The sequence below is a fragment of the Vibrio sp. Vb0937 genome (genome assembly GCF_033338855.1).
Genome location: NZ_JAWOTK010000002.1, coordinates 764,851 through 779,554, shown reverse-complemented (window position 1 = coordinate 779,554; position 14,704 = coordinate 764,851). Strand labels below are relative to the sequence as shown.

11 protein-coding genes are annotated in these 14,704 nt (G+C 44.5%); 4 read left to right on the top strand and 7 right to left on the bottom strand.

What is annotated here, in order from left to right:
- Nucleotides 1-31: 31 nt before the first annotated feature.
- Nucleotides 32-1,618: a BCCT family transporter gene (locus R7P67_RS06840; protein WP_005373846.1), complete on the bottom strand. Its 1,587-nt coding sequence runs from the start codon at nt 1,616-1,618 to the stop codon at nt 32-34.
- A 303-nt stretch (nt 1,619-1,921) separates the two neighbouring features.
- Here R7P67_RS06840 and R7P67_RS06835 point away from each other — a divergent pair, with 303 nt between their 5' ends.
- On the top strand, nt 1,922-4,330 hold the full coding sequence (locus R7P67_RS06835) for a beta-mannosidase (RefSeq protein ID WP_213903215.1): 2,409 nt from the start codon (nt 1,922-1,924) through the stop codon (nt 4,328-4,330).
- A gap of 101 nt (nt 4,331-4,431) precedes the next feature.
- On the opposite strand, the gene R7P67_RS06830 is transcribed toward R7P67_RS06835, so the two are convergent.
- Nucleotides 4,432-4,686, bottom strand: coding sequence for a hypothetical protein (locus R7P67_RS06830; protein ID WP_017819806.1), 255 nt, complete (start codon nt 4,684-4,686; stop codon nt 4,432-4,434).
- A 166-nt stretch (nt 4,687-4,852) separates the two neighbouring features.
- Here R7P67_RS06830 and R7P67_RS06825 point away from each other — a divergent pair, with 166 nt between their 5' ends.
- Nucleotides 4,853-5,218, top strand: a complete 366-nt coding sequence (locus tag R7P67_RS06825) for a DUF6559 family protein (RefSeq protein ID WP_054576155.1) — start codon at nt 4,853-4,855, stop codon at nt 5,216-5,218.
- 137 nt (nt 5,219-5,355) lie between these two features.
- The gene (locus tag R7P67_RS06820) at nt 5,356-6,390 is read left to right on the top strand and encodes a PotD/PotF family extracellular solute-binding protein (RefSeq protein WP_064369399.1); all 1,035 of its coding nucleotides are present in this window, start codon (nt 5,356-5,358) and stop codon (nt 6,388-6,390) included.
- Nucleotides 6,391-6,497: 107 nt separating this feature from the next.
- Here R7P67_RS06820 and tyrS read toward each other — a convergent pair whose 3' ends face one another.
- The 4 genes from tyrS to ppsA form a co-directional block, all read right to left on the bottom strand.
- Complete coding sequence (gene tyrS / locus R7P67_RS06815) at nt 6,498-7,757, bottom strand: tyrosine--tRNA ligase (RefSeq protein ID WP_053304596.1); 1,260 nt, start codon at nt 7,755-7,757, stop codon at nt 6,498-6,500.
- Between the two features lie 82 nt (nt 7,758-7,839).
- Nucleotides 7,840-8,646, bottom strand: coding sequence for a response regulator transcription factor (locus R7P67_RS06810; RefSeq protein ID WP_021707696.1), 807 nt, complete (start codon nt 8,644-8,646; stop codon nt 7,840-7,842).
- 193 nt (nt 8,647-8,839) lie between these two features.
- Nucleotides 8,840-9,619 carry a hypothetical protein gene (locus tag R7P67_RS06805; RefSeq protein WP_005373824.1) on the bottom strand — a complete coding sequence of 260 codons (780 nt, stop codon included), beginning with the start codon at nt 9,617-9,619 and terminating at the stop codon, nt 8,840-8,842.
- A gap of 170 nt (nt 9,620-9,789) precedes the next feature.
- Nucleotides 9,790-12,162: a phosphoenolpyruvate synthase gene (gene ppsA, locus R7P67_RS06800; protein WP_206953403.1), complete on the bottom strand. Its 2,373-nt coding sequence runs from the start codon at nt 12,160-12,162 to the stop codon at nt 9,790-9,792.
- A gap of 251 nt (nt 12,163-12,413) precedes the next feature.
- Between ppsA and R7P67_RS06795 the strand changes: the two genes are divergently transcribed.
- The gene (locus R7P67_RS06795) at nt 12,414-13,250 is read left to right on the top strand and encodes a pyruvate, water dikinase regulatory protein (RefSeq protein ID WP_005373820.1); all 837 of its coding nucleotides are present in this window, start codon (nt 12,414-12,416) and stop codon (nt 13,248-13,250) included.
- A 76-nt stretch (nt 13,251-13,326) separates the two neighbouring features.
- Here the strand turns inward: R7P67_RS06795 and ansB are convergent, their stop codons facing one another.
- Nucleotides 13,327-14,391 carry an L-asparaginase 2 gene (gene ansB / locus R7P67_RS06790; protein WP_318085920.1) on the bottom strand — a complete coding sequence of 355 codons (1,065 nt, stop codon included), beginning with the start codon at nt 14,389-14,391 and terminating at the stop codon, nt 13,327-13,329.
- Nucleotides 14,392-14,704 lie beyond the last annotated feature (313 nt).

Here is a 14,704-nt window from a genome sequence, read left to right as displayed (position 1 = left end):
GCTCTTTTTCGCATATTGGTAGGAAGGCGCTTTAAACGAGGCCTTGCTCTTTCGCCATTCTGCTTGCAATGCCGGGTGCTTTCCAAATGCTTGGCAGCAAAATGAAAGACACAGGCACGGCAGTAATTACAATGAAAGACTGCAATGCAGAAATACCACCAGAGCCCATTGAGATGAGCGCAATAGCGACAATACCCATAATCAGCCCCCAGAACGAGCGAATCACTGCGTTTGGTTCTGTTGAGCCCGTCATCACTACACTGATTGTGTAAGTCATCGAGTCACCTGTCGTCACGATAAATGTTGTCGTTAAGATCAGGAACAGAACCGAAATGATCATTGGGTAAGGTAATTCACCAGTAATCGCTAGCAGTGCTGCGGGCAAGTTAAAGCCTTCAAACGCAGATGAAATCAAACCAGGGTTATCAAGTTCAAACGCAAGGCCACTGCCACCAACGATACTAAACCAGAAGCAAGTAATCAGCGGTGCCGCGATGCTAATAGACATGATTAATTGGCGAATTGTACGACCACGAGAGATACGAGCAATAAAGATCGCCATCATTGGGCCATAACCGATAAACCAACCCCAGAAGAATACTGTCCACCAGCTTAGCCAGCCTGTATCACCACGGTAAAGTGCCATAGGGAAGAAGTTATCCACCATACGACCAACGCCTTGCACGTAGCCATCAACGATAAAGCTTGTCGGCCCGAAGAACAGGATGTAACCAATTAACAGTACAGACAAAATGATGTTGTAACGACTGACGATTTGAATACCCTTGCTCAAACCGCTTAGTGCAGAAAGGGTATACATCAGGATCGCCGCCATAATAACCATACTTTGCGTTACGAACGTATCTGGCAGGCCAAACAATGAGTTTAGCGCGTAGCTAATTTGTAAACCTAAGAAGCCGATAGGACCGATGGTTCCTGCCGCTACGGCAATGATGCTACATGCGTCAGCAACATCACCAATCCAGCCTTTAATGGCTTTATCACCAAACACAGGGTAAAGCAGAGTACGCGGCTTAAGAGGCAGGCCTTTATCGTAATGCAAGTGCATTAAGACAATGGAAGATAGACCACCAAGGATCGCCCAAGCTAAGAAGCCCCAGTGCATAAAAGACTGAGATAGGGCATTGATTGCGGCAGTTTTCGGTGAGGCTTCCCCGTATAGAGGCGGAGCAGTCACAAAGTGGGCGATAGGCTCAGCAGCAGCCCAGAATACACCACCACCTGCAAGTAGAGTACAGAGTACGATTGACAACCACTTAAAGTTATCAATATCAGGTTTCGCTAGACCACCTAGGCGCACATAACCAGTGCGACCAAACGCAAGAGCCAAACCAATTAGGAAATTCAGAAGAAGCAGTACTTGCCAGTAAGCTCCGAAATATTTAGTAGCAAAGCCGAAGCCGGTGTTAACCATTGCGGTTAGAGAGTCGGTATTCGTTAGAGCAAGTAAAACGAATAGAGTGAGGAAGCTACCACTTAACCAAAAGACAGGATTGGTGAGTTCGAGGCGCTTGAGTAAAGATGGGGGATGAATAGCAGAATAGTCAGCATCCTGAATAGGCGCTGTGTGGGAGGCGGCATTCGTCATATTTGACATAATTACTTCGCTTTTTAGGGCTATGAAGCCGTGCATTTCCCCTCACATCGTTTCAACGAAAAGTGTGAGGATGTTCAAAAAGCCGATGATGTTAACATGTCGAAGTTGCAAATATAACCTTAGATTTCGATTAATTTTTAACAGGTTAGCCAAGTTGCTGATTTTTGGGTAGAGATCAAAAGAAAGAGTTTTTACGTGAAATGCACCGCATTTCGTATGTAATTAACATTTCCCTTGTTTTTGCATGGGATTGTCAGGATTACATTGAGAAAACATGTTTTTCCCAAGCTAAGGTTTAACTCGATGGCTCACTTCGAACTTAACGGGCAGTGGATGCTTACCTCGCCACAGCGTCCCAATCTTGAAATTCCAATGTTTATTCCGGGCGATAATGTGTCGGCGCTTTTACAAGCAGAGCAGATTCCAGATCCTTATTTTGCCGATAATGAAAACAAAGTTCGATGGATTGAAGAGTGTGAGTGGCATATCTCACGTGAGTTTGAAGTCGACGCGTTTACGTTGTCTGCCAAGCAAATTTGGATGACGCTAACTCGTGTCGATACATTGGCAACCTTCTATGTTAATGGTGAGCTAGCACTAACTTGCAGCAACATGTTTACCCAGCAACGTGTGGATATTAAACCGCATTTAAAGCAAGGTACTAACACGATTCGGGTTGAGTTTGCTCGGGCGGATTTAGAAGGTATCGCAAGAGCAAAAAAACTGCCATTCCCTATTCCATCGGCAATGGGCAACAACCAAATTCCACACATGAACTTGATCCGCAAAACACAATGCCATTCCGGATGGGACTGGGGCATTTGCTTGATGGTATCGGGTATTTACGACCCCATTCAAATCGACATTGTGAATGAGCTTTGGCTCAAAGGCTTCTCGACAGAGCAGCAATGGCAAGCCGATGGGAGTGTGTTTCTTGATGTAGTAGTTGAAGTGGAAACGGACAGTCAACGCCATGAAATGATGGTTGAATTTAATGGTGAGCGTCAATGTATTCAAACAAAAGGAAGTGGTCACTATCATTGCCAGTTCCACATTTTGGAGCCTCAACGCTGGTGGCCATCGGGTTATGGCGAAGCGTATCTCTATCCCATTACCATTTCTTGCAGAGAGCAAAAGTTAACGCACAACATTGGTTTGCGTCAGTTAACCCTAAATAACCAAGCTGATGAGCACGGCTCTGCAATGGAATTTATCGTCAATGGCGTACCGATTAATGCTAAAGGTGCCAACTGGATCCCTATTGACGCAATGCCGGGGCGAGAGTACGAAACACGTTATCGCAACCTTTTGCAAAGTGCGGTTGACGCCAACATGAACATGATTCGCGTATGGGGCGGTGGTCAGTACGAGAGTGAAACCTTTTATAACCTTTGTGATGGACTTGGCTTGTTGGTGTGGCAAGACATGATGTTCGCCTGCTCGTTGTACCCATCAAACGACGAGTTTTTAAAAGACGTAGAAGAAGAACTTAGATTCCAAATCCCGAGGCTTAAGAAGCACCCATCAATCGCACTTTGGTGTGGTGACAATGAGGTGATTGGAGCTATTGGTTGGTATGACGAATCTAAGCGCAGCAAAGTCAAATACACGGTTAACTACGATCGCCTCAACCGCATGATTGAGAAGGAGATTACCGAGCAAGATAGCACTCGCCGTTTCTGGCCAAGTTCCCCATGTAATGGTGAACTGGATTTCGGTGATGCGTGGCATGATGATAGTAAAGGCGATATGCACTTTTGGGACGTTTGGCATTCAGGAAAATCATTCAGTGCCTACCTTGACGTGAATCCTCGTTTTTGCTCTGAGTTTGGTTTTCAATCTTGGCCATCTTTTGCTGAAGTTAAGCGGTTTGTCCCTGAGCAAGACTGGAATATTACATCCCCAACTTTCGAACAACATCAGAAGAACCCTCGTGGTAATAGTATTATCACAGAGATGTTCACGCGCTATTTTCGTTTTCCCTCTGGATTTGAGAGCATGCTGTATTTAAGTCAAGTTCAGCAGGCAATCGCGATCAAAACTGCTTGCGATCATTGGCGTGCCATTTCTCCAGTTTGTCGCGGCATGCTGTACTGGCAACTCAACGACAATTGGCCTGTCAGTTCTTGGTCTAGTTTGGAATACAGTGGTCGATGGAAGCAGTTGCACTACCATGCAAAACGCTTTTTTGCGCCGCAGTATTTGGTATTTTCCGAGCATACAGGCAAGTTGAGCCTACATTTGCTCAATGATGCAAAAGAGTCCGCAAGCGTCAACGCACTGCTTAAGTGGGTAGATTGGCAAGGGGAAGAAAAGCAATGTTGGAGCTTAGAACAAACAGTCATAGCAGACAGCAATACGATTTTGTGGCAGTTGGATGAATTGATCGAGAAGGATGAACTTACGTCAGGCTTCTTCTATGTTGAAGCGCAAATCGGTGAAGACAGAATAAGCAACACATGGTTTAGTACTCACGAGCTAAAAACCTTGCCGATAGCGAAAGCCAATATAGATGTCTCTATTGAAGGGAGGCGAATTACATTGATTGCGGATAAGCCTGCGTTTTTTGTTCATTTGGAGAGTGATGCTGATGGAAGGTTCAGTGACTCTAGTTTTACTCTGTTGGCCAAGGTTCCAATGACGGTTGAGTATTTAGGTGATCATGTTTCAGGTATGCAGCAGTCGTTGAGGGTATACCACCTTAATGATTAAAGCGGGCATAGAACATCTATATGCTGATAACTAAAAAGGGAGCATTTGCTCCCTTTTTAGTTATTAAGTATCCGTTATTAAGCTCAGGTTGAGACAGAAGTTTATTTAAGTTTCTGATGGACCCGATAGCTAACGACAAAGCCAATGTAGAATAGTGCAGCAAGAGTAATCACTGCCGTCGCGTACGCCAGCAGGCTGTTTAACCCTAAACCAAAAGCCAAAGTGAAGGCGATACCATGAATGGCTTCCGCAGGGATTCGGTACCAAGCAGAGTGGACGGAAGATCCGAAGAGGATAAAGGTACTAAGTAAGACAATCGTGCCGCCTATAAAGCCGACCCATCTGCTGTTGTTCATGTTGCAGTCTCAGGGGTTACCGAGGTAACGTAACAAAATATTTCAGGATCGTATTATACAACCGATCATCGCGAAAAGCGCTAGAGAAATTTCGCGGATAAAACAGAGTGTTTTAATTCGAACAAAAGAATACGACATAGCCAACTTAATACAGGAATAACAAAACATGTTGAGATTTATACAACGTCGCCGCATTAAGAAAGTGATTAAGCTAATGAGTACCAGATTGATAGTGGGATACGGCAGTCGTGAGTACTTTTCGGTTGGTCAGGTAAAGACGAGCACCAGCGAGTTAAGCTTAAGCGCGTGCCAACAAAAAATTGCGTTGGCGTTGTATGCGAATCCGCAAGATCTTGATTTGGAAAACCAACCAGAATTGCAAGCAATACGCTCAGACGTGGCGCATGATTTCTTTTCTGGTGCCGATTATACCGCTCAAGATGTGCTTAATTTACTCGGCTCTGGTGGCTGGAAAGGCGGTCGAATGGAAGATGGAATGTCTCATCATTTTGGTATGCACAGTCGCTATTAAAAACATGCGTTAATTTTATAAATTCGATAAATATTTTTGCTGTTAAAGATTAATTAAATTTTCTTTCAATTGGGTAACAATTACCTAATTATGCACCCGAATCCCAGCGCGTCGCTGGACTGGTTGGATTGCATACCATGAAATTAATCATCAAAGGATTGGGGCTGAGTGCTCTTGTGCTCAGCATGTTTGCTCATGCAGATAGCAAAACGTTGAACGTTTATGCATGGGGTGGCTATTTGCCGGAATCATCGTTAAAAGCGTTTGAAAAACAAGAAGGCGTTACGATTAATTATTCGACCTTTGAGAATAATGAATCAATGTACACCAAGCTAAAATTGCTAAAAGGTTCTGGCTACGATGTGGTTTTTGCTTCTGCGTACTTCATTGAAAAAATGGGGCGAGAAGGGCTGCTTTCGAAAATAGATCACGCTCAAGTGCCAAACATGCAAGACACAATGGACGGTTTACTTGGCCAAGCGCACGATCCGAAAAATGATTACTCGCTGCCTTATATTTGGGGCATTACCGGGATCAGCTACAACGAATCCATGGTTGAGCAACCAGTGACCAAATGGGCAGACTTATGGGAGTCTCAATACGAACAACAAGTCATGTTGATCGATGACGTGCGCGATGTGTTTGGTATGGCGCTTAAGAAAAATGGCCATAGCGTGAATACAAAAGACGAAGCTGAAATCGAACAGGCTTTTGATTCTCTAGTTGCGCTGAAAAACAACGTATTACTGTATAACTCAGATGCGCCGCAAGTCCCTTACGTGTCCGGTGAAACATCGGTCGGCATGCAATGGAACGGCAACGCATTCCAAGGGCAGGTTGAAATGCCTGAACTGAAGTTCGTGATGCCGGAAGAGGGCGCGGTATTGTGGATGGACAACTTCACTATTCCGTCTGGCAGTAAAAACAAAGCATTGGCGCATAAATTTATTAACTTCATGTACCAATCAGAGAACCAAGCGGAAATCGTGACCAGTTTGGGTTATGCGTCGGCAACAAACGCTGGGCGTGACAAATTGCCAGAAGAGTTGAAAAATAACCGTACTATTTTCCCTTCATCAGAAGACATGAAAAAAGGCGAGTTTATTAATGATGTTGGCGCAGAAACGTTAGCGATTTACGAAAAGTACTGGCAACGTTTAAGAACGCAATAAGCAACGTCTTTGCCTATTGTTAGGCTTAAAATCGTTCAAATTTGGATTCCCCTCATCACGAAAGTGGTGAGGGGAATTTTTTTATAGGTTTTGTACTGCGAGTGTTGCTACGCGGCACGCTTTACGAGGCAGAAGTGCTTTTTACCGCGTTGCAGTAACCAATATTGATCAAACAGTGGGAAGCTTAAACTCGGGTTATCAGCCGCCACTTTTTCACCGTTTACACTGATGGCGTTGTTGCTGATGTGTTCGCGTGCAACACGCTTCGAACTTGCTAAGCCCGACTCAATCAACAGCTCAACCAAATCTTGTTGTGTGCTCTCAATGCTTGGTAAACCATCCAACTCCAACTGTTTTAATTCACCCAAACTCAGTTGTTGCACATTACCGCTGAATAAAGCTTGAGTGATACGCTCGGCACTGGCTAGGCCTTCTTCGCCATGAACAAATCGCGTCATTTCTTCAGCGAGAATACGTTGTGCTTGTGGCTTACCTTGGCTTGCTTGGTCTTGCGCTTCAATGCTGGCAATTTCTTCGCAGCTCAAGAATGTGTAGTAACGCAAGAAGTGGTAAACGTCGGCGTCTTCTGCGCCAAGCCAGAACTGGTAGAACGCGTAAGGAGAGGTCTTGCTAGGATCTAGCCATACTGCACCACCTTCAGTTTTGCCAAATTTGGTGCCATCGGATTTGGTGATCAGCGGCAGAGTTAAGCCAAATACTTGCTCACCATTTTGACGGCGAGTTAAATCGATCCCGCTGACGATGTTTCCCCATTGGTCATTGCCACCGATTTGCAAACGGCAACCGTATCGACGGTTTAGCTCGGCAAAATCATACGATTGCAGTAGGGCGTAGCTAAATTCGGTGAAGGAGATACCTTGGTCAGGTCGTTGCAGGCGTTGTTTTACCGATTCTCGGTTGACCATAGTATTGATCGAGAAGTGCTTACCCACATCGCGGAAGAAGTCGATCACATTGATCGCTTTCATCCAGTCAGCGTTGTTCACCATGATCATCGGCTTGGTCAGTTGGTGATTCATCAACTGCTGAATTTGATTAGAAAGATCGTTAACCCAGCCTGAGACGATTTCCTCTGAGTTCAGACTGCGCTCAGTCGCTTTAAAGCTTGGGTCGCCAATCATGCCCGTTGCACCGCCAATCAAGGCAACAGCTTGGTGTCCGGCATCTTGAAAGCGCTTAAGCATAATCAAAGGCACGAGGTGGCCGATATGCAAGCTGCCAGCTGTAGGATCGAAGCCGCAGTAAACGGTTTGTGGCTGTGAGAGAAGTGTCTGAATTTCTTCCAAATCGCTGGCTTGTGCAATCAAGCCGCGATCTTGTAAATCTTGCAGTAATGGTGTCGTCATTCTTTTTGTCTGTTTTAGTGGTTGTTACATTCAGACTAAAACGCGACACCTTTTCTCGATATATCCCTTAAGGGATAGTTTTTTACCTTGAATGGAGAATGAGGTGATTGAGGAAAAGCTGGAATAACTCACTCAATGAAGACACATTTAATTGCGAGTAAATTCGCTTTCGATGATTTTTGACCGTGCCTTGAACTAAGTGTAACCGCGCGGCAATTTCTTTGGTGTCAAACCCTTGAGCGAGAAGCGAAGCCACCTCTTGTTCGCGACGGGTGAGTGATTCTACGCCAAACGTTGCTAAAGCTTGCTCAATGGCTAATCGCATACTGCCAGAATAAGCACTCTGTGCAAAAACAGGCTCAGAAAAGGTAAATTCCGTTTGTTTCCAATGCTGCTGACAAAGCGACTGAATTATCGGGAAATAGGGCTTTAGCTTATTGATTTGTTGCTGAGAAAAGTATTTTCCATCAGTCATATATCCGAAGTACAGCATGACCCAACGGCCAGATTCAACTTCGACTAGCATGCTAAGCTCGTCTTTCCACCCTGTTTGATGATAGAACTGCTCGCAGTATGAGGTGAAGTCAACGCCTTTACGCGCCACGTCTTTGAGCGTAAATACGCCTTGTTGCTTTGTCTCGTTTAGTTTGAGAAAAAAAGGGTCATTTTGAAATGAGTCAGTAAGGTAGCGTTGAAAAAGTAACTCTCGCTCGTTCTCAATTGAGTCGTAGAGATAAATAGGATGTTTACCTTCTCGGTAACCTAAAATAACTGCGCAATCAAAATGAAAAAGAGTGCGAATGACACGCATAAGTTTAGGAGTAAAGTTAGGCGTGTTAAGAGCAGAAATTGCTTCTGCTAGTAGATTATTAAAGTTATTGTCAGGCATGGGATACCGAATTGCAGGTGGTTTTGCGCAAGCATAACCAAAAGCAATCCAACGAGAAAGGGAAGTCGCCATCTTCTGGTGACTTCCATAGAGAAAGTTGCGTAAGTGCTCAGTTTTGAGGAATCATATCCCCGTTAACTTATTGATAAGGGTGCATAACAACGGTTTTATTTAAGCGATTAGTTACTATGCATTACTGCGAGTTAGTGAGCTCTTCGTTAACCCAATATTTAGAACCAGACACGTTAGCATCGATGAGCAAACCTTTAGCGTTCAACTGATAGACGGCGACGCCGCTGTTAAATTGTTTTGAAAGTTGCTCTGAATCTTCGCCCGCAACAGCAGAGGCTTCACTTGTGGCCTCCCATCCTTCGTTGACGAACGTATCAAAGTCTTCTTTGCTCTCAAACAGAACCACTTGTTGGTAAAATTTGCCGCCAGCCCCAAGTGCAACGCCCAAACCAAACATATTCATATAAGTGCGTTCTTCTGTTTCCTTATTCACTGCGACTCCTGACCCTGAGTTGGTGTGAAACAGCAAAGATAATTTACGAGAATCAAAGACCGCGTAGCCGTACGCGTTGTCGTAAATAGCTTTTGCCTCCGGCTTTTCATTAAATAACTTGAGCAAAGCGCTATCTGCCATTAAGTCCACGGCTTGGCGAGCTTCTTCTGGCGTATCGCCTTCCATCAGCTCATCAATTTTTTTGTCGGCAGCATCTATCCATTCTTTACTTTTCTCGATGCTGGCTTCTGTCCATTCGCCAGCGGTATTGATCGCTTCCTCGGACCAATTCGTGAAATCTTGCCACGCTTGTTTTGAAAACGCTTTGGTGTCGTCCCAAGCATCTTGTGCAGTATCAGAAACTGCGTCGCCAAGCTCAGACATTTTATTGGAAATTTCATCCCAATCGGCATAAGCAGGGGATGCCAGGAGCATCAATGTAGTAAGGAGTGCGATAGGCTTTTTCATCAAATTCTCTCTGGAGTTATCGATATACCATTCATTTTAGGTCATCAGACTTTGATAATGAAATTGACTAAATGACGAACTTGAGAGAGGAATCACGAACTGATTGTGAAATGACGTGTGAATAACAAAGCCCTCACAAGGGGAGTGTGAGGGCTAGAGTTTATCGTGTGTTACTTGCTGCTAACTTTACCGAGTTTTAACCAAGTATCGATAACCGTATCTGGGTTTAGTGATACAGAGCTAATACCTTGATCCATTAGCCATTCCGCTAGGTCGTCGTGGTCTGATGGGCCTTGACCACAAATACCAACGTATTTGCCTGCTTTTGTTGCCGCATCAATCGCCATCTGAAGCATCACCTTAACCGCTGGGTTGCGCTCATCAAATAGATGTGCAACATCGCCAGAGTCACGATCAAGTCCAAGCGTTAGCTGAGTCATGTCGTTTGAGCCAATCGAGAAGCCATCAAAGTACTTCAAGAACTCATCGGCAAGGACCGCGTTGGATGGCAGTTCGCACATCATGATGACTTTAAGACCCTGATCGCCACGGCGCAGATCAAACTTCGCTAGCAAATCAATCACTGATGCTGCTTCGCTTGGTGTACGCACAAATGGGATCATGATTTCAACGTTTTTCAGACCCATTTCGTTACGAACGCGTTTGATTGCTTGAGTTTCTAGCTCGAAGCAGTCTTCAAACACTGGAGAAATGTAACGAGACGCGCCACGGAAGCCAAGCATTGGGTTTTCTTCATGCGGTTCGTATGCTTTACCGCCAACCAAGTTGCTGTATTCGTTAGACTTAAAGTCAGACATACGAACAATAACGCGTTTCGGCCAAAATGCCGCAGCAATGGTTGCGATACCTTCTGTCAGTTTGCTTACGTAGAAATCGATAGGATCTTTGTAACCACGAATACGCTGAGTGATTTCTGCTTTTAGCTCATCGCTTTGTGCATCAAAGTTAAGTAATGCTTTCGGGTGGATACCAATCATCTTATTGATGATGAATTCAAGACGAGCAAGACCAACACCTTCATTTGGAATTTGTGCGAAGTCAAACGCACGATCAGGGTTACCCACGTTCATCATCACTTTTGTTGGTAGCAGTGGCAGTTCATCAACAGAAGAGCGTTTTACATCAAATTCAAGTTCACCTTGGTAAACGTAGCCCGTTTCACCTTCAGAACAAGATACGGTCACGGTTGCACCATCGGTTAACTTGCTTGTCGCATCGCCACAGCCAACGATTGCAGGAATACCAAGCTCACGAGCGATGATGGCTGCGTGGCAAGTACGGCCACCACGGTTGGTTACGATTGCAGATGCTTTTTTCATCACTGGTTCCCAATCTGGGTCAGTCATGTCTGTAACTAGCACGTCACCTTCTTGGACTAAAGACATTTGGTCCAGAGAGTCAACCAAGCGAACCACGCCTTTACCGATGCGCTGACCGATTGCACGACCTTCAACTAAAACATCCGCTTTGTTTTGTAGCTCGTAGCGCTCAATCACGTTTTGTTCCGTTTGTGAACATACGGTTTCAGGACGCGCTTGAACAATGTACAGCTTGCCATCAATGCCATCTTTTGCCCATTCAATGTCCATTGGACGCTGATAGTGCTTTTCGATGATCATTGCTTGTTTTGCGAGCTCTTTAATCTCGTCGTCGTTCAATGAGAACGTGTTGCGTTCTTCATCAGAAGTATCAACGATATCAACTTGTTTGCCGATTTCTTGGTTATCTGAGTAGATCATTTTGATCAACTTAGAACCAAATGTTTTCTTAACGATTGGGTGTTCGCCTACTTCAAGCATTGGCTTGTGAACGTAGAACTCGTCAGGGTTTACTGCACCTTGAACGACCATCTCGCCTAGACCCCATGAAGAGGTGATGAAGACAACTTGGTCGAAACCCGATTCAGTGTCTAGTGTAAACATAACACCCGACGAGGCTTTATCTGAACGCACCATACGTTGGATACCCGCAGATAGCGAAATGCCACGGTGGTCGAACCCTTGGTGAACGCGGTAAGAAATCGCACGGTCGTTAAATAGAGAAGCGTAAACGTGCTTAGTTGCTTCTAGTACTGCGTCGATGCCTTTCACGTTCAAAAACGTTTCTTGCTGACCAGCAAAAGAAGCATCAGGTAGGTCTTCTGCCGTAGCAGATGAACGAACTGCGACTGAAAGCTCAGGATTGCCTTCGATCAGTTCTTGGTAGTTTTCACGAATTTCTTGTTCAAGGTCCGCAGGGAAAGGAGCCTCTAATACCCATTGACGAATGTTTGCACCTGTCTTACGCAGAGCTTCTACATCTTCAACGTCTAGTTCATCGAGTAATTGGTGAATACGCTCATCCAAACCTTCGTGGTCAAGGAATTGGTTAAACGCGTATGAGGTTGTCGCAAAACCATTTGGTACAGAAACGCCTGCGTTTGCGAGGTTAGAAACCATTTCGCCAAGTGAAGCATTCTTACCGCCGACTTTGTCGACATCATCCATGGATAGGCCATTGAACCAGAGGGTGTTCTTTTGCATGTCTTTCTCCAGAAACATTGCAGCTTAGTAGGGGGACTTAAATCGATCTAAACAATCGCATGTTGGCTGTTATTACACGTTGACCATACATTGCTTCATTTAGATTGATATCAAAGGCAAACGATTACGTTCTGGCTGAAAAAAATTCAAAAGAATTTTTAAAGCTGTGGTGAACCTAACTGAAAGCCAAACTGATTTATTAATATTATGTGTACCATCCTACTCAAAAGATTTTGAAAAATTAAACAGAAATGCAAATAAATAACCAAAGTCGTGATGTGTTCTATGTTTCTGACGGTACGGCGATAACATGTGAGACATTAGGGCATGTTGTTCTCGGTCAATTTCCGTTCATTCCTAACGAAAAAACCTTTCCGTTTGTAGAAAGCCAGGACAAAGCTACTGACGTAGTCAAAGAAATTGAAACTTCCTACCAGCGCAATGGCGTCAAACCTCTGGTCTTTTTCTCAATTGTCGTTCCAGAAGTACGTGAAATGCTGCTTGAAGCGCCGGCATACAGTTACGATGTGTTGGAGAGTATTGTGCAGAAAGTGCAAGACGACATTCAGATGGCACCAAAGCCTAAGTTGCAGCGTTCTCGCAGTGTGGGGAAAGATTCCGACACCTATTTTGACCGTATTGCGGCTATTGAATACACATTGGCGCATGATGATGGCATCACGCTAAAAGGGTTGGAACAAGCCGATATTATCCTGCTGGGAGTATCGCGCAGCGGAAAAACGCCGACTAGCTTGTACATGGCGATGCAATTTGGTTTACGTGTTGTGAACTATCCGTTCATTGCGGAAGATGTGAAGATGATGCGTTTGTTGCCTGAGTTTGAGATCCATCGTCATAAGTTGTTTGGGCTGACGATCGATCCCGAGCGCTTGACTGAAATCCGTGAAAATCGTTTGTCTGGAAGTGATTACGCTAGCACAGAGCAGTGCAAGCTGGAGCTAGACACTGTTGAGGCGTTGTTTAGAAGAGAGGCGATCCCATATATCAATACGTCCTCTCTGTCTGTTGAGGAAATTACTACGCGTATTCTGGAAAAAGCAGGAATGAAGCGTCGCTTGTTTGGCTAACAAGAGACGCTCATGTCGCTATGTGTAAGAGGAGGTAAGATGTATACCTCCTCTATCGAATGAACCTTAGACAGAATTAATAGTATTGGAACATCTTTTGGATGTCTTGATAGTTTTTGGTCTGAGTTAGTGACAGCATCAGTAAGATACGTGCTTTTTGTGGGTTCAATGTACCAGCGGCAACAAAGCTGTATTTTTCGTCATCAATTTCAGCATCCAAAGTGGTTGAGCCGCTAGGCGTTCGGGAGCTTCTTACAACAACAACGCCATCTTTACTCGCTTTCTCTAGCTCATCAAACACAGTGTGGTACAAGTTACCATTACCGACACCAGCACTTACGATGCCGTCAAAATTCGCATCCACAAAGGCTTTCACCGGCAAATTGGAGGCATTTGCATAGTTATAAACAATACCGACCTTAGGCAACTTAGTAAGCTTTGATACATCGAATGGGGTTTCTGTCGTATGTTTACGCTCTGGGCTTCGTTGATATTTGGCATCGCTATTATGAATGTAGCCGATAGCACCAAAGTTGGGTGACTGGAAAGTGCTGACGGAGGTTGTATTGGTTTTTGTCACATCTCGCGCATCGAAAATCGTGTCATTCATTGCGACTAGCACGCCACGTCCTTCTGAATCTTCATCGGTGGCTGTTACGACTGCATTGTATAAGTTGACTGGTCCATCAGCACTCATTGCGGTGGAAGGACGCATTGCACCAACGATCACGACAGGCTTTTTGCTCTTGACGGTCAGATCAAGGAAGTAAGCGGTTTCCTCTAACGTATCCGTACCATGAGTAATGACGATGCCGTCAACATCATCTTGAGCGAGTAGCTCATTAACTCTTTTCGATAATTTTAGCCACACATCATTATTCATATCTTGTGAACCGATACTGACCACTTGCTCTCCAGAAATATCGGCAATGTTGGTCATACTCGGCACCGCAGAAATCAATGATTCAACGCCGACTTTACCTGCTGTGTAGTTTGACTCTGTTGCAGATTGACCTGCGCCTGCTATGGTGCCACCAGTGGCAAGGATTTTAATGTTCGGAAGATCGGATTGCGCAAAAGAGAACGAACTGATGCATAAACCGAGAGTTATCGTACTGAGGCGGAAAAGATTTTTCGTCATGGGAATCACCTGCTGTTAGGTTGGATGTTGGGGAACTCATCTATCCTAAAAACAGCGGGTTAGATTTTTTGAGTACTAGTTCAACAAATTGCAGATGAAGATCGTGTTCAACTGATCACTTAAAGAATATCAAATCAACCAGTTAACCTAATTGACGTGCTTCTTTAACAAGTGAGATGTGCTAGTAACGTGCACAACGTGTTAAGTCCTATAATTTATTGATTTATAAATAAAGGAGGTAGGAGTCTCGTGATGAGGTTATTAAACATGAATTTAGCCGTGCAATTTTCCAAAGTTTACAGTGTAAAAAAAA

Bases quoted from the DNA above. Each gene is read 5' to 3' on its own strand.
- tyrS (WP_053304596.1), bottom strand. From the start codon at position 7,757: ATGACGACACCATTACTGCAAGATTTACAAGATCGCGGCTTGATTGCA.
- ppsA (WP_206953403.1), bottom strand. From the start codon at position 12,162: ATGCAAAAGAACACCCTCTGGTTCAATGGCCTATCCATGGATGATGTC.
- R7P67_RS06805 (WP_005373824.1), bottom strand. From the start codon at position 9,619: ATGAAAAAGCCTATCGCACTCCTTACTACATTGATGCTCCTGGCATCC.
- R7P67_RS06810 (WP_021707696.1), bottom strand. From the start codon at position 8,646: ATGCCTGACAATAACTTTAATAATCTACTAGCAGAAGCAATTTCTGCT.
- R7P67_RS06835 (WP_213903215.1), top strand. From the start codon at position 1,922: ATGGCTCACTTCGAACTTAACGGGCAGTGGATGCTTACCTCGCCACAG.
- R7P67_RS06820 (WP_064369399.1), top strand. From the start codon at position 5,356: ATGAAATTAATCATCAAAGGATTGGGGCTGAGTGCTCTTGTGCTCAGC.
- R7P67_RS06830 (WP_017819806.1), bottom strand. From the start codon at position 4,686: ATGAACAACAGCAGATGGGTCGGCTTTATAGGCGGCACGATTGTCTTA.
- R7P67_RS06840 (WP_005373846.1), bottom strand. From the start codon at position 1,618: ATGTCAAATATGACGAATGCCGCCTCCCACACAGCGCCTATTCAGGAT.
- R7P67_RS06825 (WP_054576155.1), top strand. From the start codon at position 4,853: ATGTTGAGATTTATACAACGTCGCCGCATTAAGAAAGTGATTAAGCTA.
- ansB (WP_318085920.1), bottom strand. From the start codon at position 14,391: ATGACGAAAAATCTTTTCCGCCTCAGTACGATAACTCTCGGTTTATGC.
- R7P67_RS06795 (WP_005373820.1), top strand. From the start codon at position 12,414: ATGCAAATAAATAACCAAAGTCGTGATGTGTTCTATGTTTCTGACGGT.